The sequence below is a fragment of the Mucilaginibacter sp. R-33 genome (genome assembly GCF_049949235.1).
Classification (GTDB): Bacteria; Bacteroidota; Bacteroidia; order Sphingobacteriales; family Sphingobacteriaceae; genus Mucilaginibacter.
On record NZ_CP188089.1, the window covers coordinates 3519915 to 3543200 of the forward strand.

A 23286-nucleotide genomic window follows, 5' to 3' on the forward strand; every position below is an offset into this window, starting at 1 on the left:
GCTTACGCCGCAGCTATCGCCCTTTTTAGTGTAAAGTAAAATGTACTGCCCGAACCTATTTCACTGTCCACGCTAATTTTACCTGCTTGTGCCTCAATAAAATCCTTGGCGATGGCAAGGCCTAAACCCGTTCCGCTTTGCTCGGATGTAGCATTAGGCACCTTAAAATAGCGCTCAAACAAACGGGGCAGATATTGCTGTTCTATCCCCTTGCCATGATCAGTTACCGAAAACTCTATCTCATCGTTCTTATGTTTTTTAACTACCAGTTCAACTGTCGATTTTTCGTGGCTATATTTTATAGCATTCGAGAGCAGATTGATGAGTACCCAGGTGGTTTTATCCAAATCGGCGTGTACTTTGGGGAGGCTTTGATCGCATTTCACCTTAATTTCTACATGCTTTTGATCGGCTATAAACTTAATAGCTTTTACGGCATAATCCACAATATTTTGAGGGTGCGTACTGCCGAAGTTAAGCTGTAATTTACCTGTTTCAACCTGAGCCATATCCAGTAGCTCGCCGGTGATGAGCAACAGGCGGCGGGTATCGTCTTCTATATTGCCTATCAGCTGGCGTTGCTCGGCATTTACTTCGCCTATGCGTTCGTCTTCCAATAATTTCAGGCTCATTTTTATGGATGAGATCGGTGTTTTCAACTCATGCGATATGGTAGCAATGAAATTAGTTTTGGCCTCATCCAACTGTTGATACTCGGTAATATTTTTTAGGATAATCACTTTGCCTATCACTTTATCCCTGCTGCTTACCGATAATGATTCGCGGGAATAAAAACCTTCGCGCTCATCAGCAAAGATCCGAAGCTTTGCCTGGTCATTAACAAGCAGCTTGCGCATCAGGTCATTTTCGATAGCAATATCTGGCGCGTATTTACCGTTGAGCTGATCTGGCTTCATGCCGATCAGGTTGCAGGCTACCTGGTTGGCAAAAATGATAACACCTTTTTCGTCAAGACCAATAATGGCATCATGCATGGAATTGATAATAGTTTCAATCCGCTTTTTCTCAAACAGGATACTGGCCAGGTTACTGTTTTCAAACTCATCAAGCTTGCGGGTCATGTTATTAAAAGCCTGGCCCAGTTCGCCAAACTCATCGTCCGACTCAAAATGAATCTGCTGATGGTAGTTTTTGTTTGATACCTCTTTAATACGGGCCGTAAGCTCCTTAATTGGGTTGGCGATATATCCCGGGAAATTAACCGCGAAACTGAATGCCACCAAAAACAAAAACGCGCCTAAAAATGCCACCAGCAACGACCCTCGTTTTGAAGTTGTGTTAGCTATATCATTCTTTCGTGCGATGGCATCCATGTTGAGCTTCATTATTCCATATACCTGCTTGTGCAGGCGATTGCGTAAGTCGTCTTCGGTTATTTTATTATTAGGTTCCTGCGTTAAACGTTCAAAAATAGCACGCAAAGAATCTGTAAGCTGCAGCTCACCTACCTCTGTGATATTGTGCTCCTGCAATACCAAATTGTCATTTATCGTTTTTTGTTGGTCGGCCGATAGTTTGTCGGTGCGCAAATCAATAGCCGTAAGTATATTTTGCATATACTTTACTGTTTTATAGTTATCTTTTAATACGGCCCCCGCGTCGACAGATAGCCGGTTTAGGAAATATATCGACATTCCGCAGCAAATTATTGCCAGTACAAACAGGAAACCTATTCCTGCCCGGAGTTTATTTTTTATAGTCATGGCTATGAAAGTATTACAAGGTCAATATCAGTTTTCGACATTTTATTTAGTAGCTGTGTAAACACCGCTGTTTTCATGATAAGCTGGTAAAATTTAAACCGCGGCTTGCCAATGCAAATCGTGGTGATGTCATATTTTTCGGCCGTTTCCCAAATGGTGCGGGCTACATTATCGTCTTTTACCTTCAACACTTCGCCCCCCAGTTGCGTGGCCAGCTTCATGTTGTTAATAAGGTGCCTTTGCGCGGCTAAGTTAATCTTATCACTGCTCTCCCGTGATGTTTGCACATACAACAAATACCATTTGGAGCGATAGTATGACGATAACCGCGCCGTTTTACGGATAATAACCTTGGCTGACTCATCATTAGTACTGATACAAGCCAAAAACAGCTCGGGCCTTAGCTTAATTGTTTTGGGCACCTCAATATCAATTTTCCGCTCCACCTGGTGGGCCACCTCACGCAGGGCCAGCTCCCGCAGCTGCAAGATCCGCTCCGCCTGGAAAAAGTTACTTAGCGCTGTCGGGATCTTTTTCTCATCATAAATTTTGCCTTCTTTAAGTCGTTCAATCAACTCATCGGCGGTAAGGTCGATGTTTACCACCTCGTCGGCCAGTTGCAGAACCTTATCGGGTACACGCTCGTGGATGGTTGCACCGGTTATCCGTTCCACTTCCTCATTAAGGCTTTCCATGTGCTGAATGTTCACCGCGCTGATCACATTAATGCCCGCGTTCAAAATCTCCAGCACATCCTGCCAGCGCTTTTCATTGCTGCTACCCTCAATATTGGTATGCGCCAGCTCATCAACAATCACCACCTCCGGGCGCAGGCTTATTACAGCTTTCAGGTCCATCTCCTCCAGTTCCTTTCCCTTGTAAAACAGTTTACGGCGGGGTATTACAGGCAAACCTTCCAGCAAGGCATGGGTTTCTTTACGGTTATGGGTTTCGATGTAGCCAATTTTCACGTCGATACCATTGCGCAGCAAGGTTTGGGCCTCCTGCAGCATCCGGTAGGTTTTCCCAACACCGGCGCTCATGCCTATATATACCTTGAACTTTCCGCGGCGCGATTTTTTGATCAGCTCCAGGAAATGCTCTACAGATTGCTCTTTAGTGTCCTCATTCATAAGTCGCCTTTGAATCTTCCTTTAGTTTTTATGGTGTTCCATGCCGGTCAGGCTTTCCGCTCACTTTGCACATGCTTTAGTCACGATGCCTGGATTTGCTGTAATAGTTAAGCATTTAATTGCTGCTAAAACCCATAAACGGCTGCCAGCACAAACTGTGATGCAGACTTTGTCAGATCACCATTGCGTGCTTTAAACTGCTCCACCGATCCGTGATCCAATCTCACCTCGGGTATTAATGTTAACGGGCCTGCTTTAACGTTAGCAGTAAGCGTTGCCGCTGTAACCGATTTACCATTTGCCGGCCCTGCAATTGCGGTATAAGTACCCGTTTTATGCTTAAAATATTCGCCCCTTAAACCAAGTGTAACATATTTTGAAACTGCCAGTTGCGGATACAAAGCTACGCCCGAAAAACCGCCGGTAACACCTTTGTTTGCCGAAAAGTCGGCCGCGTTCAGGCCAAGCTTAAACGCGTTTGTTATTTGATAGGCAGTTGTTAAATCAAACTCGGTGCCTACAATCCCTCCGGTAATTACGTTTAAATAGGCGGTCCAGCCCTTAACCGGGTTTAATATCAGCTGAGCGCCAAAACTGTTTACTTGATTTGACGACCGGTAATAATTCCAATTATCATTAAACACACCGGCCATCACGTTCACTTTATCCGAAAACGAATATGCGGCTTTAAAACCCGCGTTTTGAAACGGGCCATTGGTAAACAGGTAAGAGGTTGAGTAGTTAAAATTGCCAACCGGGCTCACAACTTCATAACCTATAAAGGTAGCCGTATATCCGGCAGTAAGTACAAATTTATCTGTTACATCATAAGCCACATACAAGTTTTGAATATGATACGAATCGCCATCAGATCCGTTTGGTATCGACTGGCTTTGTCCTCTCGGACCAAATGATAACTCGCCTACAAAAGCGGCCCTGCCTACCTTTTTCTTTAAACCCAGATCTATCATCCCGATAGAAATTGAATTGTGATCCGTTGCAAAACTCGTCGGGATCTGCGATCCCCTGTTTGCGAAATCATATTTAAAATAGGTATCAACCGAGCCATAAACCACCAAAGGCGCATCGGATGTGGTTTTGACCGTATCCTGAGCCTTAACTATAAAAGCACAGTTTAACATCGAAAATATCAATAGCAGGAAAAATTTCATTTAAGTAGGTATTAAAATTTCCGGGTTCCTTATTGGTAACCCAAATTGTGTTGTATCCTCGCCGTTGCTAATTATTGCTAACCCCGGCGAGGATTTGAGCTGCGCTAAAACTGCGGCAGCCTGGTTTTTACTTCTTCAATCCATCCAAAGCCACATTCAGCTTTAATACATTCACTTTAGCAGGACCAAACAAACCTAACATAGGCTGCTCAGTATGCTCATCAACCAGTTTACTTACGACATCGGCAGATAAACCGCGAACTTTTGCTACGCGGGCTACCTGTACTTTTGCTCCGGCTGGTGAAAGATCAGGGTCCAAACCGCTGCCTGACGCTGTAACCAGTTCGGCAGGAATTTGTGAGCGTGTTACGCCAGGGTTATGTTTCAGGAAATCCTCAATCCTACCTTCAACCTGTTTCAGGTAATCAGGATTTGACGGGCCTTTGTTTGAGCCTCCTGAACCGGCAGCATTATAATCAACTGCTGACGGACGGCCCCAGAAATACTCGTCTTTAGTAAACTTTTCACCAATGTTGGCATAGCCAACTACACGGCCTTTGTATGTAATGGTTTCACCATCGCCTTTACCCGGGGTAAATTTACCTATACCGGCTATAGCTAAAGGATAGATGCCTGCTGTTAATACTATCAGTATTAGGGTAAGCTTGATGGATGGCAACAAATATGTTTTCATTTTCTTTTTAGATTTGAGATATGAGATTTGAGACATGAGATTTTGTTAGATACGAAATGCGTGACTTATAACTCAAAAAGTCTCAAATCTCATATCTAACATCTCACATCTATATAAAAATTGAAACAGCTAAATCAATTAATTTAATGCCTATAAAAGGTATAATAATACCGCCTAAGCCATAAATGAGCAGGTTACGGCGTAACAACGCACTTGCGCCTATCGGTTTATACTCAACACCACGTAAAGCCAACGGGATCAGTAGCGGGATAATAATAGCGTTAAATATCACTGCCGAAAGTATAGCCGATTGCGGACTGTGCAGGTCCATGATATTTAGCGCCTTTAAAGCAGGCATCGATACCATAAACAGTGCAGGAACAATAGCAAAGTATTTAGCCACGTCGTTAGCTATACTGAAAGTTGTGAGCGTACCACGTGTCATTAGCAACTGTTTACCTATTTCCACAATCTCAATCAGTTTGGTTGGATCATTGTCAAGGTCAACCATATTCCCCGCTTCTTTAGCGGCTTGGGTACCGCTGTTCATGGCTACACCAACATCGGCCTGGGCCAGTGCGGGGGCATCATTTGTTCCGTCGCCCATCATGGCTACCAGTTTACCGCCCTGCTGTTCTTTCTTAATGTAGTTCATTTTATCCTCGGGCTTTGCCTCGGCAATAAAATCATCTACACCGGCTTTTTCGGCGATGAATTTGGCTGTAAGCGGGTTATCGCCCGTAACCATCACTGTTTTAACCCCCATTTTACGCAAGCGCTCAAAACGTTCGGCGATACCGGTTTTAATGATATCCTGCAGCTCGATCACACCCATGATCTTTTCATTTTGCGATACTACCAATGGGGTACCACCATTTGATGAGATCTTTTTAACGTTATCCTCAACATCCGACGGAAACGGATTGCCCGCTTTTAAGGCTATATTACGGATGGAATCAAAAGCACCTTTGCGGATGCGTAAACCATCGGGGGTATCTAAACCGCTTGAACGGGTTTCGGCAGTGAATTTGATAAACACCGAATCGGCCGGAGCGTAGATTTTCAATTTGTACGGGCCTTGCTCGGCCAGCTCAACAATCGACTTACCTTCGGGAGTTTCATCGGCCAGCGAGCTTAGTACACAGGCCATTACGAAGTCCTGCTCATTTACACCTGCGGTTGGGTAAAAGCTCGTTGCTTTACGGTTACCAATGGTTATGGTACCAGTTTTGTCCAGTAATAAAGTGTCTAAGTCGCCCGCTGTTTCAACAGCTTTACCACTTTTGGTGATCACGTTGGCGCGTAAAGCCCTGTCCATCCCGGCAATACCGATGGCCGATAAAAGGCCACCGATAGTGGTAGGGATCAAACAAACAAACAACGATATAAAAGCGGCTATAGTGATGGGCGTGTTAGAGTAATCACCGAATGGCTTCAGGGTAACGCACACGATAACGAAGATCAGTGTAAAACCTGCCAGCAAAATAGTTAAAGCAATTTCGTTAGGGGTTTTCTGGCGGGAAGCACCTTCAACCAAAGCGATCATTTTATCCAGAAAGCTTTCGCCCGGCTGGGTAGTAACCAATACTTTTATCCTATCGGACAGTACTTTGGTACCACCCGTAACAGATGATTTATCACCCCCGGCCTCACGGATCACCGGGGCGGACTCACCTGTAATGGCCGATTCATCAATGGTAGCGATACCTTCAATAATTTCACCATCGGTAGGGATATTATCCCCTGTTTCGCAAATGAAAACATCACCTTTTTTTAACTGTGATGACATCACCCTTTCTTCCTTGCCATTAACCAGTAAGCGGGCAGGTGTCTCTTCGCGGGTTTTGCGCAGGCTTTCGGCCTGGGCTTTACCACGTGCTTCCGCAATGGCCTCGGCAAAGTTGGCAAACAGCACAGTTAACAATAATATAATGAATACCGTAAAGTTGTAGGCAAAGCTACCCTGGCCTTTATTGGTCAGCGAAAATATGCTCACAATGAGCATTACAACTGTACCGATCTCCACAGTAAACATTACCGGATTGCGGAACAGCACACGAGGGTTTAACTTGATAAAGGATTGTTTTAAAGCATCCCTCATCTGATCGCCCTGAAACAATGTATTTTGAGTTGAGTTCATGATTATTTTAATGAAAAATGTTCAGCAATTGGGCCTAAAGCCAGTGAAGGGAAGAACGACAGCGCTGCAATAATTACGATCACCGCGAAGATCATCAACCCAAAGGTTGAGGTATCGCTCTTCAACGTACCGGCCGATTCAGGGATATATTTTTTATTGGCCAACAATCCGGCAATAGCCAGCGGACCAATTATTGGCAGGAACCTGCCCAATATCATCACGATGCCGGTGGTATAGTTCCAAAAGATATTACCATCGCCCAAACCTTCAAAACCCGAACCGTTGTTGGCTGCGGCTGAAGTATACTCGTACAACATTTCGGAGAAACCATGTGTACCGGGGTTATTTAACCAAGCCGAAGGTTTAACAGCCCAATCGGCGCCGGCAACATTAACCACATAGTATGATGATATCGCCAAACCTACCAGGATAATGAACGGGTGGAGCAATGCAATCAGCGAAGCGATCTTCATTTCCCTTGCCTCAATCTTACGACCTAAAAACTCCGGCGTACGACCAACCATCAACCCCGAAATGAATACTGCTACTATGATAAATATGTAGAAGTTGAGGATACCAACGCCGCAGCCACCATAAAAACAGTTAACCATCATACCCAGCAGCATCATAGTACCTGATACCGGCATAGCACTGTCATGCATGGAGTTTACCGAACCTGTAGAGATAATAGTAGTCACGATGCTCCAGTAAGCCGAGTTAGCCGGACCAAATCTTACTTCCTTACCTTCCATAGCACCTGTTGGCTGGCTGATACCCATTTTTGCGATGGCAGGGTTACCGTTTAGTTCGGCATTCATAGTCGGGATCAACAGCATGAGCATACCCAGCGTCATTACGCCGAAGATCACATAAGCGAATTTCTTTTTATTGAGATAAAAACCCAATGCAAACACCAACGCGATCGGGATAGCAACCTGTGCTACCAGCTCGACAGTATTGGTTAAATAGTTAGGGTTCTCGATAGGGTGGGCGGAGTTTGCGCCAAACCAGCCGCCGCCGTTGGTACCTAAGTGCTTAATAGCAACCAGAGGTGCAACCGGTCCGCGGGATACGTGAACGGTGTCGCCCTGCATACTGATGAAGGTATCTTTACCTGCATAGCTGGTAGTCATGCCGTTAAATGCGAAGATCACAGCTATCACAAATGAGATAGGTAATAATATACGGGTGATGGTTTTTACAAAGTATTCCCAAAAGTTGCCCAGCTTATCAGTAACCTTATTTTTCATGGCCCTGAACACAACTACCAGCGCGGCAATACCTGTAGCAGCTGATACAAAGTGCAGGAACATGAACACAAAATGCTGTGTAAAATAGGTAGCACCGCTTTCGCCCGAGTAATGCTGCAGGTTACAGTTTACCAAAAAGCTGATAGCGGTATTGAAAGCAGTATCAGGCGATTGACCGGGGTTACCATCCGGGTTAAGCGGCAAATGACCTTGTGCCATTAAACAAACAAAAGCATATATCAGCCAAACGCTGTTAATGGTAAGTAGGGCCAGCAGGTGCTGTTTCCAGTTCATTTCGCGTTTGGTGTCGATACCGCTGAAGCGGAAAATAAAACGATCAAGCGGGGCGAGGAAATCGAGCCAGGTTTTTTCGCCCTTAAATACCTTAGCTATGTAACGGCCAAGGGGAATGGCGATGGCTAAGGTGAGCAGGTAGGTGAAAATTACACCCGTTAATTCAGTGTTCATAGTTTAATTTTAAAATTTTTCGGGTTTAAGAAGTACGTATACCATGTAAATGAATACGGCTATTGCTACGATGAATAATGCTGCCATGATTTTAGATTTTTTCGAAGTACGTTACAGATTTAAAAAAGATCCAGAACACCACTACAAATGTGGCCAGGTAAGCGATTGTGAGTAAAGCATCCATTTTTATGTGTTTTTGCAAAGGGCTTTGCCAAGCGGATGCCAAGAAAATTAAAAACTATATAAATGATTGACTATCAATAATCTATACATATATCAAATTAAGGTTTTATTTATTTAGGGAGAATTGACCTATCATTTTGATAGGGGATTATCAAAGTGGGATTTAAAACCACTCGCCGCCGCTCGCGTCTGGCGAGTGGCAACTATTTCCAGGCCTCTGGCCTGCGTAAGGCGCCCAAAGGCCGCTTGATAATGGACACCCGGCTGAAGTTGGGTGTAAGCGTGGGGTTATAAACTAATGTGTAATTTATGTCTGCTCCTGGTCGAAGTTTAACGATAGCGTGACTTCGTCCCCAAAATAGCTTAAGCCTTCAGTTTAACTAAGGGCCTTAATAAATACCAGCTAAAGTATCAGCCCAGCTTCGGAAGCAGAATGCTTCCATTGTTTAAGGTCGAAGTTGCGCTATCGCTAAACTTCAACCAGTATTAACTATTAAACCTATATTCGGCGGCCAGAGGCCGTTTAATAGTCGACACCCGGCAGGAGCCGGGCGTCAGCGGAGTTTTTAGAAAAATCCGAAATCGGTATTCCGAAATCCGAAATTACTCCAGGTTATATTCCTTCAGCTTTCTGTACAACGTAGCTACGCCAATATTTAGCAGATGCGCTGCTTCTGCACGGTTACCGTGGGTGTGGTTTAACACCCTCTGAATATGTAATTTCTCTACAGAGGAAAGATCAAATGCCGAAATAGGTGCACCGCTTTTCACCTGTTGCTGCTGAACTTCATAAGGCAATAGGCTTTCATCAAGCACATTACTATCGGTCAGAATCACCGCACGTTCTACAATATTCTTCAGCTCGCGGATATTACCGGGCCATGGATAGGCTTCCAGTTTTTCTATGAACTCATCGCTGAGGGTATTTACCTGCTTTTTTACTTTAAGGGCAAAATGCTGCATAAAGTATTCGGCAAGTAGTTTGATATCTTTTTTACGCTCGCGCAGGGCAGGCAGCGTGATCTGGAAAACTGAAAGACGATAATATAAATCCGACCGGAAATGGCCGTCATTAATTTCGTTCAGCAGGTTACGATTGGTTGCCGCCAGGATGCGCACATTAACCTGTGTAGGCTTGGTATCCCCTATTTTAATGAATTGCTGCGATTCGAGTACACGAAGCAGTTTGGCCTGCAAATCGTGATCGAGCTCACCTATTTCATCTAAAAATATAGTGCCGCCGTTGGCTTCTTCAAAAAGTCCTTTTTTATCTTTTACCGCCCCGGTAAACGAGCCTGCTTTATGGCCAAACAATTCGCTTTCCAATAATTCCTTAGTAAATGCGCTGCAATTTACCGCCACAAATGATTTTGCGCTGCGGTTGCTGGCCTGATGAATGGCTTCGGCAAAAATTTCTTTACCGGTACCTGTTTCGCCTAATAATAATACTGTAGTATCTGTAAGCGCCACCTTTTGGGCCAGCTTAATTACATCGCTAATAGCCGTTGACCGGCCAATAAGCCTGTCGAAGCCGAACTTATCATTCAGCTTGCTTTGCAATTCGGCAACCTTTTGCTGTAGCAGGGCTTTATCCATGGCCTTGCTTACCAGCGGGATGATCTTTTCGTTATCATCGCCCTTGGTGATATAGTCAAACGCACCGGCTTTTATGGCTTTCACGCCATCATTAATAGTGCCGTATGCTGTCAAAACAATGATTTCGGTATTTGGGTAGTTTTTTTTGATGGTTTCAGAAAGGGTAATACCATCAATATCAGGCAGCTTTACATCGCTTAGTACCACCTGTATCGTATCCTGCTGGAGTTTTTTAAGCCCCTCTTTGGCTGTAGCCGCAGTAATTACCTCATGGCCTTCCAGCTGTAAAATACGCGCAAGCAGGTTGCGGAGGCGTTCCTCGTCGTCAATTATTAATAGCTTACCTTTCTGCATCGTGGCAAATATGATAATTTTGAACCATGATTTTTAGGATTTGAGGATTTCTTGATAGAATAGTCCTAAACAGCCTCAATCAAAACATCCGGGAATCCTATAATCAAGCGAATCAAGGTTACCAACGGTAACGCCTTGTCGCCCGCATCAGTTGCCGGTGACGTTTTGCTTCATAATAATCGCTGGTTACCAGGATGGAATGGATCACGCCCGGGATCCAGAAGAAAAGTGTTAAAAATATATTCAATATAAATGCACCTATCCTGCCGGTGGTGAGGATGGCAAGCGGTGGCAGTAAAAAGCATAGAAAATATCGCATGGCAGTAGTTTTAATGTTTAAACCATTTAGACAATGCGCCGGGAAATTTGTTACTGCTTTATTTCTTCACCAAGATTAGGTGGCAACTGGTCACCAAAAAAAAGCGCTTTCAATTCAGTAGCATCATTCGGGTTCATTTTTCCGCCTAATATTAACCTTAATTGGCGACGGCGAAGCGCCCCCTCATACAATGCGCGCTCTTTATCCGTTTCAGGTACCAGCTCGGGCACAGTCGTCTTTTGGCCATCTTTATCCAAAGCAACAAAGGTATAATAGGCCTCATTACTTTTTACTTTAGTGCCCGATGGAATGTTTTGCGCCCATACATCCATCCTTACCTCAACCGAAGTAGTGAACGCGCGGGTAACCTTTGCTTCAATGCTGATCACATCACCCAGCTTTATCGGCGATTGGAACGATACGTTATCCACCGAAGCGGTCACCACTATTCTATTACAGTGCTTTTGTGCCGAAATAGCAGCGGCAATATCCATCCAATGCAGCAGGCGACCACCCATCAGGTTATTTAAAGTGTTGGTATCATTGGGTAATACCAATTCGTTCATGATGGTGTATGATTCCTGAGGCGATTTTCCGGTCATATTCAGTCTGCTTTTAGGGCAAAGATAGGAAAAAACCTCAGCCAACCCTCTCTTTTGGGGATTGGCTGAACGTACCTTGTAAATGTTTGCCCCTGCCGAAATCCCCTTGCCCTGAATAAAAACATGTCATTATAAGAAGAACGACGAAGCAATCGCACGCAATACAGGGCGACCGTGCTTTCGTACGATTGCTTCGTACCTTATAATGACGTGTTTTTGTTTACTACTCCGTCTTCAAACTCTTTACCGGGTTCATCAGCGCTGCTTTCACGCTCAAAAACGAGACCGTTGAAAAGGCAACCAACAATACCAGGAAGAATGGAATAACGAACAGGAAGAGGTTAATATCCATCCTGAAAGCATATGTTTGCAGCCATTGATGAATAGCGTACCAGCCTATTGGTGCCGAAATTACAAACGACACTACTACCAACAGGGCAAAATCTTTATACAACAATTTTAAAATACTGTTTACCGAAGCTCCCAGTACCTTGCGGATGCCGATTTCCTTGGTGCGCTGTACAATGGTGTATGACACGAGGCCAAATAATCCCAAACAGGCCACAAAAATGGCGATGCCGGTAAATACGCCAAATACCTGCCCAAAGCGTTGATCGGTTTTGTATTGCTCGTTAAAATGCTGGTCTAAAAAGAAATAATCAAACTGGTCGCCGGGGAAAAAGCTCGCCCAGGTTTTCTTTAATTCCGCAATGGTTTGGGGTAAATTGGTGGTGCTTATCTTTACAGATACGGGTCCGCGTACATCAGGGATACAACGGAAGATCATCGCATCATAAGCATCATGTAACGATTGCTGATGGAAATTATCGGCCACGCCTATTATCTCATAAACATCTCCCCAAAAATCAATGCGTTTGCCCAGGGCATCGGCAGGTTTGGTAAAACCTAATTGGTCAACCGCCTTTTTGTTAAATACTACCTTGTGCAGCTCGTCGCCAAACCCCTTTGAAAACTTACGACCGGCTATCAGCTTAATATCGTAGGCATTAAGGTAATCATAATCGGCACCAACGATGCGGTATTGCTTGCTTGTGCTTTGATCGGATCCCACCAATTTAATTCCGCCTGCATTCCAGTGTACAGGTTCGCCTGGAATTGAGGTTGATACAGTTACGCTTTTAACGGCGGATTGTGCCAGGCATTCGTGTTTAAATGAGCTCATGCTGCGATAAAATGAATCTACCTTCACCAAGGGAGCCTTAATGACCAGCGTTTGGTCTATTTTTACCCCTAACTTTTGGCTCTGCATGTATTTAAGTTGTTTGAAAACCGTAAGCGACCCTATCAATAAAAATATCGAGGCAGCAAACTGGAATACCACCATTGCCTTACGTAATATCACTCCCCCTGGCGATGCTAAGATCTTGCCTTTCATCACTTCAACCGGCCTGAACGCCGATAAGACTATAGCCGGGTAAAAACCGCTGAAGAATGAGCCCAACACAAAAATTCCCAAAACAGCCAGCCAAAAAGTTGCTTTAGTAAATAAGGTAAAGCCCATCTGCATGCCGGAAATATTGGCGAATACAGGCAAGCAAGCCATAATGATAAGTAATGCAAGGCCAATAGCCATGGCGTTAAGCATCATAGCTTCCAGCATAAACTGGGCAATGAGTTGCGCTTTTGCCGAGCCGAGGGTTTTACGTACGCCAACCTCTTTAGCCCTGCCAATGCCACGGGCCGTAGCCAGGTTGATATAATTGATCCAGGCGATAATGATCACGAAAATAGCAATGCCCAAAAGCAGGTAAACCGATTTGCCATCGCCATTAGGCTGAAACTCAAGCATTCTGTTGGAGTACAGATGGATATCCTTAACGGGCTGCAGTGTATAAACGCCGCCTTCGCCCGATCCGGGATACTTATCATAAGCTTTCTTTACTATCGGGATAAACTTAGCCTCCAATTTACGCGGATCAACACCGGGCTTTAACAGCAAATAGGTTGTACAACCGTCGTTAAGCCAAGCGTTATCAATATCGTCCTCTTTATTTGGAGGGTTTTCTTTCTGAAATGTTGCGTACGATTGCATGATATCGAAATTCATGTGCGTGTTGCCAGGCATATTTTCTATTATACCGGTAATTTTAAGCGGCTTATCTGTATTGATATACAAGGTTTGGCCAACAGGGTTTACGCCATGAAAAAGCTTATCGGCAATTTGCCGTGTAATTACTGCCGTGTTAGGTTCTTTAAGGGCCGTGTTAGGATCGCCATTTATCAGCGGAAAAGTAAATATTTTAAAAAAGGCATCGCTTACATAGTAAACATTCTGGATCACCATTTTCTGATCCTTATAGTTAGCGATGGTTTGGCCCGCTCTTACTATCTTTATGTACTCCTCAATTTCGGGGAGCTCAGTTTTAAAAGCTGTACCAGGTGCAAAAGCCCCGCCAGCCCATTGGGTGCTCAGCTTGCCGTTATTATACCTGTCCTGATTGATGCGGAATACACGATCTTTTTTGACGTGAAAATCATCGAAACTAAGCTCAAAGCTAACGTATTGCAAAATGAGCAGGCATGCTGCCATGCCAATAGCCAACCCTACTATATTGATAGCGGAGAAGGCTTTGTTCTTAGAAAGGTTTCTAAACGCAACCAGCAAATAATTTTTAAGCATAATTGTAATGGTTTATGCCTGACAATTAGCCAATTGCATGCCCTATTTTTAAATTACTGACTACAAGTGACTTGCGCTGAAACCAATCTACGAAACTGTTCGTTTTCGAACAGTGATTGTGCGGTTGTGGATTGGTCTGGAAATTCGTGATTAAAAATTGAAGGTGGGGATTTATAAGTCGTTGGGACGTTTAATAAAAACTCCTGCAAGTGAAATTTCCTTATTTTAGTGGCTCAAGGTTGGCAATAACCAACGATACATCACGCCTACAAGATACTTATCTATGACTAAAAAAACATTTACGTTTATAATCCTAAGCTTGTTAACCTGCAAATTAATTGCACAACAAAACGATAGGCCAATCAAACCAACGCACCAGGATACTTTAAAAGGGTCGATAACGCCAGAAAGGGCTTGGTGGGATGTTCTGCGCTATGATCTGACCATAAAACCAGATTACATTAATCAAACGATCTGCGGTAGCAATATTATTCAATATAAGATTGTTAAAAATAAACACACCGGGCTCATGCAAGTAGATCTGCAATCGCCTCTAAAAATAGATAGCATCAAAACAGGGAACGCAAAGTTATCTTTTATACAAAACGGCGATGCATGGTTTGTAAAGCCCCTACAACGGTCAAAAAATAACATTCAAAACATTACGATTTACTATTCGGGCAAACCAAAACAATCAGTTAACCCTCCATGGGATGGTGGTTTGGTATGGCAAAAGGACTCTGTAGGCAGACCATGGATGGCTGTAGCCTGTCAATTGCCGGGCGCGAGTGCATGGTTTCCATGTAAGGTTTACATTGGCGATAAACCCGATAAAGGCGCTTCGGTTACTATAATTACCCCAGATACATTAGTTGCGGTTTCAAATGGAAGGCTTCAGCGGCAACTTAAAAATACAGACGGCACCTCAAGCTACACCTGGGCGGTGAACAACCCTATAAATAATTATGGGCTTACCTTTTATATAGGAAAATATGAACATGTAAGTGACAAATTTAAGGGCGAGCGCGGTAACCTTGATCTGGATTTTTGGGTACTGGATTATAACCAGGAAAAGGTAAAAGGTTACATGGTTGCCGAAGTTCGAAAAACTTTAACATCATTTGAGCACTGGTTTGGCCCATACCCATTTTACAGTGACGGCTTTAAGATGGTTGAAGCACCATATATAGGAATGGAACATCAAAGCGCTATCGGCTATGGAAACAAGTTTAGATTGGGCCGCTTTGGCCTTAATCCCAAACGGCTAACTTATTGGGATCAAAAAACCGACCGGATGATAGTTCATGAAACAGCGCACGAATGGTTTGGCAACAGCATAACGGCAAATGATCCTGCCTACGGCTGGTTACAGGAAGGCTTTGCCGGCTATGCAGAGGAATTGGTTATCGCCGATCTTTATGGGCCAAAAGCGTCCCATGATTTCTTTTTAAGCAGAACCAACAATCGGATAGGCAACAAGGCTCCTGTAATTTCTCCCGACAATATTTTTAAAGACGGAGGCGAAGACGCCTATCTGAAGGGCTGGGTTTTAATCCACATGTTACAGGCTATTATCAATAATGACGATAAATTTAGGGAAGTGTTACGAGGACTTAACAGAAGCTTTTATCACCAATCGGTAAATTCGGTACAGATAGAAAACTATATCAGTAAAATCGGCAAAAAAGATTTCAGCAAGATGTTTGACCAATATTTAAGAACCGCACAGATCCCTGTATTGGAATATAAAATTGATGGAAAAAACTTCGAATACAGATTTACAAATTGCATAGACGCTTTTACCATGCCGGTTAAAATCAAATTGATTGATCAACGTTGGATTACCCCCTCAACGAACTGGCAGTCACTGAAATTAGAATATCTTCCTGCTGTCGACTCATTAGCTATTGATCCTGACTTTTACATCAAGGCAAAAATCGTTGAATAAGTTAAATATCAACCAGGTACCTGGTCCGCCTCACAGGTTATTGGGCAAAAAAAAACAAAAGAGAGATTATTATAGGCAATGTGCGGTATTGCAGGAGGATAGAATCGCCTTCTAATCTCTAAGTTTATCTCACATCAACTCATTATCCTTTTTAACATGATAAGCCTTGTACGATAAGTAAAACAAGGCCAAAGCTGGCAGAGCGCCAAGGATTACCCCAACTGTATTAGGCTTTGGATAGGTAGCCACAATTTGCACAATAAACAATATCGTGGCAACTATACCACCTATAAGATAAAGATATTTGAATTTGGGGTTCATAGGCTATTTACATAATAACAACAGTGGCATCCTGAACTTGTTTACCTAAAAATCAAGACTTACGAAGTATTAGAACTTCGTAAGTCTTTCAAAGCTGGTTACCGTTTCAGCTCATATTTAGCAGGCACATCGGGTACCAGTTTAAACACAGCAGCCGCAAGCGGCGGTATAGTAATTTTGATAGACTGGCTTTTGCCATGCCAGCTTACCTGGTCGCTGTTTACAGGCTCATAATTGATGATGCCGCTGCCCCAGTATTTTTCGTTATCCGAATTAAAGATCTCTTTCCACTTACCGGCAGCGGGTACGCCTATGCGATAATCGCGGCGCACAACAGGGGTCATGTTCAGGATGATCATCAGGTCGTTTTTACTATCGTGTCCCATCCGACGGTAAACCAGTATGGAATCGTTGGCATTGCCGCCGTCAACCCATTCAAAACCCTGGTGTGAAAAGGCTTTTTCATACAGCGCGGGCTCTGTACGGTATAAATGGTTCAACGCCTTAACTGTTTCGCTAATACCCTGGTGATTTGGATACTGCAACACATGCCACTGTAACGATTTGCCGAAATCCCATTCATCGCCCTGCCCAAATTCGCCGCCCATAAAGAGTAGTTTTGAGCCGGGGTGTGTGAACATATATCCGTACATCAGTCTCAGGTTTGCAAACTGCCTCCACTCATCGCCGGGCATTTTGCGTAACATGCTGCCTTTGCCATAAACTACCTCATCGTGCGAGAAAGGCAGCATAAAGTTTTCGGTAAAGGCATATATGGTGCTAAAAGTTATTTCGTTATGATGGTATTTACGGTGGATAGGATCCTCATGAAAGTAATCGATAGTGTCATGCATCCAGCCCATCATCCATTTCATCCCAAAGCCCAGACCCCCTAAATAAACCGGGCGACTAACGCCTGTAAATGACGTAGATTCTTCAGCTATGGTTTGTACCGATGGAAAATGGCTGTAAACAGCTTCGTTAAATTCTTTCAGAAATGATATAGCTTCGAGGTTTTCGTTACCGCCATACCTGTTAGCTTCCCATTCGCCATGCTTGCGCGAATAATCAAGGTACAGCATTGAGGCCACCGCGTCAACGCGTAAACCATCGGCATGATACCTTTCCAGCCAAAACAGCGCGTTGCTGATCAGAAAAGCCCTTACCTCGTTGCGGCCATAGTTAAAAATGTATGATTTCCAGTCGGGGTGAAAGCCTTTGCGGGCATCAGCATGCTCATAAAGGTGTGTACCGTCAAATTTATACAGTGCATGGATATCTCCCGGAAAGTGCGAAGGCACCCAATCCAGGATTACGCCAATACTGGCTTTATGAAATTCTTCAATCAGGTACATCAGTTGTTGTGGTGTACCGTAGCGCGATGCCGCTGCAAAATAACCACTTACCTGGTAGCCCCAGCTTGGATAGTACGGGTGTTCCATAATGGGCATGAACTCCACGTGCGTAAAGCCCATTTCCTTTACATAAGGCACCATCTTTTCGGCAAGCTGAGTGTAAGTTAAAAACTCGTCCGGACTTTCGGGATTACGCGCCCATGAACCCAAATGCACTTCGTAAACCGAATATGGCCTGTCGAGTGCGTTATGTTCATGACGGTTCTGCATCCAATCCTGATCCTTCCACTCATAAAAAGTATCGGCAACTATAGAGGCTGTACGTGGAGGCAATTCCCAGCGCAGGGCGAAAGGATCGCTTTTTTCCAGGTCTTCGCCGGTTGATGATTTGATATAGTATTTATACGTTTCGCCATTGCCAATATTTGGAATAAAACCTTCCCAAATACCCGATGAATCCCAGCGGGCATTCAAGCTATGCGAACCGCGGTCCCAGCCGTTAAAGTTGCCTATTACCGCTACGTATTGTGCATTTGGAGCCCAAACGGCAAAATAAGTCCCAATAACACCCAGATATTCCACTACATGCGAACCCAGTTTTTCATACAGCTTATAATGTTTGCCCGACTTAAATAAACTGATATCAAAATCCGTAAAACGGCTGTATGGTTCAACGGCTTTAAGCGTTACAGGTTGCGGGGTAATTTCTGTCGGGTTATTGGCATTCACCGCTTTCTGCTTAGCATGCGCAGCTTTTTTAATGGCAGCAGGCTTTTCAGCAGCAATCGATTTTGTTTTAACCGGTGCAGCTTTCCCTGCAACAACAGGCTTTTCGGCAGCCACTGTTTTTGTTTTAACTGCTTGTTTAGGTTCCGGGGCTCCTGTTTCAGGCGTTACTTTATCGGCTTTGACCTTAGTGACGGCTTTTTTTTCCTTTACAGGCTTTGTATCCGGTAAGGGGTTCTCGGTTTTAGTTGTTTTTTTGGCCATGATATAGATAACCTGTTAGGGTGTTAGTAGATAACCCAAATCACAGGAATGAGTTTGGTTTATATGTAATCAAATATAACAGGATTAATATATTATGCAGGGTTTTGGAGATTTATTTTTGAAGGGAAGATTGTCTGAATCAGAATTTACCGAATTTGAGAATTAACAGGATAACTTGTCTGAACTGATTTATTGAATTAAGAGAATTTATTAAATTTACTAAGCATTCTGTCCGTTCATCTAATCCAATAAATTCGAATTCATACAAAAAACGCCATTGCAGTAGCAATGGCGTTTTAATGAGATAGCCTTAACGTGAGCAAAGCTATAAAGGTTTTTTTTCTTGATTTACAAGGCTACAGCTACCTTTAACCTTTTGCTCTTCAGCTTTAACCTCTTCTAAATACTATCTGCTTATTTCAATATGTTTAAAGTTTTTACTGTATTTAAATTCTACCGTTTTATCATCATTTAGTTGAAATTCTTTTACCTCTTTGCCATCTACTTTTATTTTTGATGGCGTAAACGGCAAACCTATCAGGTTAAAATGATAGCCGTCATAGCGTGGGGTATACAAACCTTCCAGGCTCTGATCAATGGTTAAATTTTTGCTGCTGCCATTTACCACAAACTTTTTCTCCAGATAAATATCCTGCTCGTAAGCAAAGGTTTCGCCGTAATCTTCAAACAGGAATGAATTTACTTCATAATCGGTATAGTAAATATTCAGCTTTACTTCTTCAATCTCTTTGTGGCCAACATACTGCATTACCGGGTATTCAGGTATCACCGAACCGGCTTTTATAAATACCGGCATAGTCTCAAGCGGGGTATCTACTGATACTTCCTGGCCGCCGTCAACAAGCTCATAAGTCCAGAAGTTGTACCATTTACCTTTAGGCAGATATACATTGCGTTTGATCTGACCTGGCTCCATTACCGGGCAAACCAATATCTTATCGCCATATGTAAACTCATCCTGGCGGAAATGGTTTAGCTGTGTGTCCTGCTCGTGCATCACTATCGGCCTTAAAATAGGGAAGCCATAGCGGTGGTGCTCCCAAAAAGTTGAGTACAGGTAGGGGATCAAACGGTAACGCAGTTCGATAAACTTACGGTTGATTGCCGTGAATGGCTCTCCAAAACTCCACGGTTCACGCTCTTTGGTATCACCTGCCGAGTGCGCACGCATAAACGGCGAAAAGGTGCCCATCTGGATCCAGCGGGTAAACAGTTCGCCATCGGGCTCTCCGCTAAAACCGCCAATGTCGGTACCGCAAAATGGTATGCCCGATATCGACAAACGCTGACACTGGATATTACCCAGCTTAAGGTGTTCCCATGAGGCCACGTTGTCACCAGTCCACACCGATGAAAAGCGTTGTACGCCCGAGTAACCTGCCCTTGTAATGGTAAAAGGGCGTTTGTTTTTCATGATCTTGCGCAAACCCTCGTAGGTTGAGCGTACCATCTGCATGCCATAAATATTATGTGCCTTGCGGTGTGATCCACGGTAACCATCGTACTGGTGACGCACATCATCAGGGAAGGTACCGGCACCAAATACAGCAGGCTCATTCATATCGTTCCAAACACCGGCAACGCCCATTTGTACCAGTTCGTCAAACAAGCCGCCCCACCATTCGCGTACTTCAGGATTGGTAAAATCAGGAAACTGGCAACGGCCCGGCCATACGTGGCCTTCCATAAAATAATCATCGCTTCGGCGGCAGAAATATCGCTTCTCCTTACCCTCCCTGAATACCTCGTAGTTGTCATCCACACGGATCCCCGGATCAATAATTACCACGGTTTTAAAGCCATCAGCCGCAAGCTCGCTGATCATTTTTTTAGGATCGGGGAAATACTTACGGTTCCAGGTAAAGCAGCGGTAACCATCCATATAATCGATATCCAGGTAGATACCATCACAAGGGATTTGGTTTTCGCGGAAACCTTTGGCTATCTTCCTAACCTTAGCTTCAGGATAATAGCTCCAGCGGCATTGGTGATAACCCAGCGCCCAAAGCGGCGGCATAGGGTGCGTACCCGTTAGGGTATGATAGCTTTTTACCACGTCCATCATGTGCGGCCCGTGGATATAGTAATATTGCAATTCCCCACCATCTGCCCAAAAACTTGTTTTAGTCCTGTCTTCGGCGCCAAAGTCAAATTGCGCTTTAAATGTATTATCAAAAAAGATACCGTGTGCTATACCCTCGTTTACGCTTATGTAAAAAGGGATACTGCGGTACAAAGGGTCCTGGTTCCACTGAAACGAGTAGGCATCAGTGTTCCAGTTTTTTAGCCTTTTGCCGCGCAGGTTAAATTCGGTCGGTTTATCGCCTAAGCCAAAGAAACTTTCGTCGGGTGCGCAGGTTTTGGTGCAAAACACATAATAACCGCCCGCCTGCACGTTCTCTTCCCAATGCATTGGCACAGCATCGATGCTGGTTACATGGTTGCTGCTATCTGAAAAAGAGATAAAGAAATCCTTTTTGCGGATATGGCAATTCACTTTATAAGTAGATACCCGAAATTCATTATCATCTTCATGCAAAGTAAAACCTGCCGCCTTGGTTGGCAGCTTAGGTACCCCGTATGAAAAATCATCTAAAAAAACGCTATGCGGCGCAAGCCTTACACGGATAATCTCGTCGGTAACAACTATTACTTCAACTTTAGCATCGCCATCAGTAAAGTAGAACTTATTCCCCACCTGATCGGCATGATTGGGTACACCGAGATACTTTTTTACAACCGGCTTAATACCATCGGCAGGGTTATTAAGATGGTGAAATTCCTCTTCTTCTTCAAGTAAGTTTTCTGCTTCAATTAACTTACTGGTTATCAACTCCGGATTTGGGGTATTACTTTCCATTCAAACAAATTAGTGGCTTCTGCAAAGATGTATAAAGTGTACTTACTACGCAATATACAATAATTGAATTAACGAAAAACCATTAACCGTGCCAAATCCTTAATTTTTATTCAATTTGCAGCTTCAATTATTTGAATTTTCTTACCATCCTGAACAAAAAGAACGGCTGTCGCCCCCAGGAACATAAAAATACCGGCCATCACCAAAGCATAAATGGCATGCCCGCTGTATGCATACTTCACTATCGGACCACCAATAATGCCATTAACTATTTGCGGAAAAGTAATAAAGAAATTAAAAATGCCCATGTACACGCCTATCTTTTTGGCTGGTATTGAGCTTGATAGAATAGCATAAGGCATAGCAAGGATACTACCCCAAGCCAAACCGACACCAATCATTGACAAGATCAGCAGACGGGGATCAGGAATAAAGAATACGGAGATTAACCCTAAACCGCCCATAGTTAATGAAAACGCATGCGCTTTTTTTCGGCTCAGTTTTTTAACTATGCGGGGCAATAACAAAGCATACACTGCCGATACTAAATTATATACACCAAACAATACATTTACCCAGTTGGCGGCATCATTATAGGCTGCCGAAGAAGTATCCCCTGCCGGGATATGGTAAACATGATCAACAACTGCCGGGGTTGTAAATACCCACATAGAGAAAAGCGCAAACCAGGAAAAGAACTGTACCAATCCCAGCTGCTTCATGGTTTTAGGCATGTTGACGAGGTCGGAGAAGATCTCCAACAAACCGCCCTTATGCCCAGATACCGTTTCGTCCTTTTCATGAAAGGTAGCATAAACTTCGGGGGGATATTCTTTAGTGCGGACCACAGTCCACAAAATAGCACCTATTAAAACCGCCGCACCAATGTAAAAGGAATACAGCACATTATTAGGCACAATGCCCTGATCGGCTGTTTTGGCTATTCCAAACCATTCGGCAAAAACATAAGGTAGCCATGAACCAATTACAGCGCCTACACCTATCAAACAGGTTTGCATGGAAAAACCGGTTGTATGCTGGCTATCGGGCAGGTTATCAGCCACCAATGCTCTGAAAGGCTCCATAGCTACGTTGAACGAAGCATCCATGATCATGAGCATGCCCGCGCCTACTACGATAGGTGGAATAAATGCTGCCAACATGGATGAATTTGGCATAAAGAATAACGCTAAACCCGATAAAATAGCGCCTGTTAAAAAGTAAGGGCGGCGGCGACCAAGGCGGTTCCAGGTCCTGTCGCTGTAATGACCAATGATAGGCTGAACAACCATACCTGTTATAGGCGCGGCCAACCAAAACCACGACAGATGCTCCACATCGGCCCCAAAAGTCTGCAGGATACGACTGGCGTTACCCGTTTGTAAGGCAAAACCAAACTGGATGCCCAAAAAGCCGAAGCTCATGTTAAAGATCTGCCAAAAGCTTAACCGTGGCTTTTGCGCGATGGTTGGTTTACTCATAATTGGTTTATTAGTCTGTCTCTTTTTCGTCATT

At 43.9% G+C, this 23286-nt stretch carries 16 protein-coding genes; 1 reads left to right on the forward strand and 15 read right to left on the reverse strand.

Annotation, left to right across the window (positions count from 1 at the left end; all coding sequences use genetic code 11):
- Positions 1 to 2: 2 nt before the first annotated feature.
- The 11 genes from ACP26M_RS14715 to ACP26M_RS14765 form a co-directional block, all read right to left on the reverse strand.
- Complete coding sequence (locus tag ACP26M_RS14715) at positions 3 to 1724, reverse strand: ATP-binding protein (RefSeq protein ID WP_426580949.1); 1722 nt, start codon at positions 1722 to 1724, stop codon at positions 3 to 5.
- Positions 1725 to 1726: 2 nt separating this feature from the next.
- Positions 1727 to 2857 (reverse strand): sensor protein KdpD, encoded by a 1131-nt coding sequence (locus ACP26M_RS14720; protein WP_373614765.1) that lies wholly within the window; start codon positions 2855 to 2857, stop codon positions 1727 to 1729.
- Positions 2858 to 2982: 125 nt separating this feature from the next.
- Positions 2983 to 4029, reverse strand: coding sequence for a porin (locus tag ACP26M_RS14725; protein WP_426580952.1), 1047 nt, complete (start codon positions 4027 to 4029; stop codon positions 2983 to 2985).
- Positions 4030 to 4156: 127 nt separating this feature from the next.
- Entirely contained in the window at positions 4157 to 4723 is a 567-nt protein-coding gene (locus ACP26M_RS14730) for a K(+)-transporting ATPase subunit C (RefSeq protein WP_426580954.1), read from the reverse strand.
- Positions 4724 to 4832: 109 nt separating this feature from the next.
- Positions 4833 to 6863: a potassium-transporting ATPase subunit KdpB gene (gene kdpB / locus ACP26M_RS14735; RefSeq protein ID WP_373614768.1), complete on the reverse strand. Its 2031-nt coding sequence runs from the start codon at positions 6861 to 6863 to the stop codon at positions 4833 to 4835.
- Between the two features lie 2 nt (positions 6864 to 6865).
- Positions 6866 to 8581 (reverse strand): potassium-transporting ATPase subunit KdpA, encoded by a 1716-nt coding sequence (gene kdpA / locus ACP26M_RS14740; protein WP_426580956.1) that lies wholly within the window; start codon positions 8579 to 8581, stop codon positions 6866 to 6868.
- A gap of 9 nt (positions 8582 to 8590) precedes the next feature.
- Entirely contained in the window at positions 8591 to 8668 is a 78-nt protein-coding gene (gene kdpF / locus ACP26M_RS14745; protein ID WP_083879072.1) for a K(+)-transporting ATPase subunit F, read from the reverse strand.
- Between the two features lie 699 nt (positions 8669 to 9367).
- Positions 9368 to 10714 carry a sigma-54-dependent transcriptional regulator gene (locus ACP26M_RS14750; protein WP_373614770.1) on the reverse strand — a complete coding sequence of 449 codons (1347 nt, stop codon included), beginning with the start codon at positions 10712 to 10714 and terminating at the stop codon, positions 9368 to 9370.
- Between the two features lie 118 nt (positions 10715 to 10832).
- Positions 10833 to 11033 carry a YqaE/Pmp3 family membrane protein gene (locus ACP26M_RS14755; protein WP_090531506.1) on the reverse strand — a complete coding sequence of 67 codons (201 nt, stop codon included), beginning with the start codon at positions 11031 to 11033 and terminating at the stop codon, positions 10833 to 10835.
- Positions 11034 to 11083: 50 nt separating this feature from the next.
- The gene (locus ACP26M_RS14760) at positions 11084 to 11635 is read right to left on the reverse strand and encodes an acyl-CoA thioesterase (protein ID WP_090532037.1); all 552 of its coding nucleotides are present in this window, start codon (positions 11633 to 11635) and stop codon (positions 11084 to 11086) included.
- 223 nt (positions 11636 to 11858) lie between these two features.
- The gene (locus ACP26M_RS14765; RefSeq protein WP_426580959.1) at positions 11859 to 14276 is read right to left on the reverse strand and encodes an ABC transporter permease; all 2418 of its coding nucleotides are present in this window, start codon (positions 14274 to 14276) and stop codon (positions 11859 to 11861) included.
- A 283-nt stretch (positions 14277 to 14559) separates the two neighbouring features.
- On the opposite strand from ACP26M_RS14765, the gene ACP26M_RS14770 reads away from it, so the two are divergent.
- Positions 14560 to 16224: a M1 family metallopeptidase gene (locus ACP26M_RS14770; protein ID WP_426580961.1), complete on the forward strand. Its 1665-nt coding sequence runs from the start codon at positions 14560 to 14562 to the stop codon at positions 16222 to 16224.
- 129 nt (positions 16225 to 16353) lie between these two features.
- On the opposite strand, the gene ACP26M_RS14775 is transcribed toward ACP26M_RS14770, so the two are convergent.
- The 4 genes from ACP26M_RS14775 to ACP26M_RS14790 all read right to left on the reverse strand — a co-directional run bounded on the left by ACP26M_RS14775 (position 16354) and on the right by ACP26M_RS14790 (position 23252).
- Entirely contained in the window at positions 16354 to 16545 is a 192-nt protein-coding gene (locus ACP26M_RS14775; RefSeq protein WP_091163041.1) for a hypothetical protein, read from the reverse strand.
- Positions 16546 to 16643: 98 nt separating this feature from the next.
- Entirely contained in the window at positions 16644 to 18890 is a 2247-nt protein-coding gene (gene glgB / locus ACP26M_RS14780) for a 1,4-alpha-glucan branching protein GlgB (protein ID WP_426580964.1), read from the reverse strand.
- A 406-nt stretch (positions 18891 to 19296) separates the two neighbouring features.
- A complete protein-coding gene (locus tag ACP26M_RS14785) occupies positions 19297 to 21771 on the reverse strand; it encodes a TIM-barrel domain-containing protein (RefSeq protein WP_426580966.1) in 2475 nt (824 codons plus the stop codon).
- Positions 21772 to 21881: 110 nt separating this feature from the next.
- Positions 21882 to 23252 (reverse strand): MFS transporter, encoded by a 1371-nt coding sequence (locus ACP26M_RS14790; RefSeq protein ID WP_426580968.1) that lies wholly within the window; start codon positions 23250 to 23252, stop codon positions 21882 to 21884.
- Between the last annotated feature and the right edge of the window lie 34 nt (positions 23253 to 23286).

Excerpts from the sequence above, each read along its gene's own strand:
- kdpB (WP_373614768.1), bottom strand. The coding sequence starts at position 6,863 with ATGAACTCAACTCAAAATACATTGTTTCAGGGCGATCAGATGAGGGAT.
- ACP26M_RS14790 (WP_426580968.1), bottom strand. The coding sequence starts at position 23,252 with ATGAGTAAACCAACCATCGCGCAAAAGCCACGGTTAAGCTTTTGGCAG.
- ACP26M_RS14785 (WP_426580966.1), bottom strand. The coding sequence starts at position 21,771 with ATGGAAAGTAATACCCCAAATCCGGAGTTGATAACCAGTAAGTTAATT.
- ACP26M_RS14715 (WP_426580949.1), bottom strand. The coding sequence starts at position 1,724 with ATGACTATAAAAAATAAACTCCGGGCAGGAATAGGTTTCCTGTTTGTA.
- glgB (WP_426580964.1), bottom strand. The coding sequence starts at position 18,890 with ATGGCCAAAAAAACAACTAAAACCGAGAACCCCTTACCGGATACAAAG.
- kdpA (WP_426580956.1), bottom strand. The coding sequence starts at position 8,581 with ATGAACACTGAATTAACGGGTGTAATTTTCACCTACCTGCTCACCTTA.
- kdpF (WP_083879072.1), bottom strand. The coding sequence starts at position 8,668 with ATGGCAGCATTATTCATCGTAGCAATAGCCGTATTCATTTACATGGTA.
- ACP26M_RS14755 (WP_090531506.1), bottom strand. The coding sequence starts at position 11,033 with ATGCGATATTTTCTATGCTTTTTACTGCCACCGCTTGCCATCCTCACC.
- ACP26M_RS14720 (WP_373614765.1), bottom strand. The coding sequence starts at position 2,857 with ATGAATGAGGACACTAAAGAGCAATCTGTAGAGCATTTCCTGGAGCTG.
- ACP26M_RS14770 (WP_426580961.1), top strand. The coding sequence starts at position 14,560 with ATGACTAAAAAAACATTTACGTTTATAATCCTAAGCTTGTTAACCTGC.
- ACP26M_RS14775 (WP_091163041.1), bottom strand. The coding sequence starts at position 16,545 with ATGAACCCCAAATTCAAATATCTTTATCTTATAGGTGGTATAGTTGCC.
- ACP26M_RS14760 (WP_090532037.1), bottom strand. The coding sequence starts at position 11,635 with ATGACCGGAAAATCGCCTCAGGAATCATACACCATCATGAACGAATTG.
- ACP26M_RS14730 (WP_426580954.1), bottom strand. The coding sequence starts at position 4,723 with ATGAAAACATATTTGTTGCCATCCATCAAGCTTACCCTAATACTGATA.
- ACP26M_RS14765 (WP_426580959.1), bottom strand. The coding sequence starts at position 14,276 with ATGCTTAAAAATTATTTGCTGGTTGCGTTTAGAAACCTTTCTAAGAAC.
- ACP26M_RS14750 (WP_373614770.1), bottom strand. The coding sequence starts at position 10,714 with ATGCAGAAAGGTAAGCTATTAATAATTGACGACGAGGAACGCCTCCGC.
- ACP26M_RS14725 (WP_426580952.1), bottom strand. The coding sequence starts at position 4,029 with ATGAAATTTTTCCTGCTATTGATATTTTCGATGTTAAACTGTGCTTTT.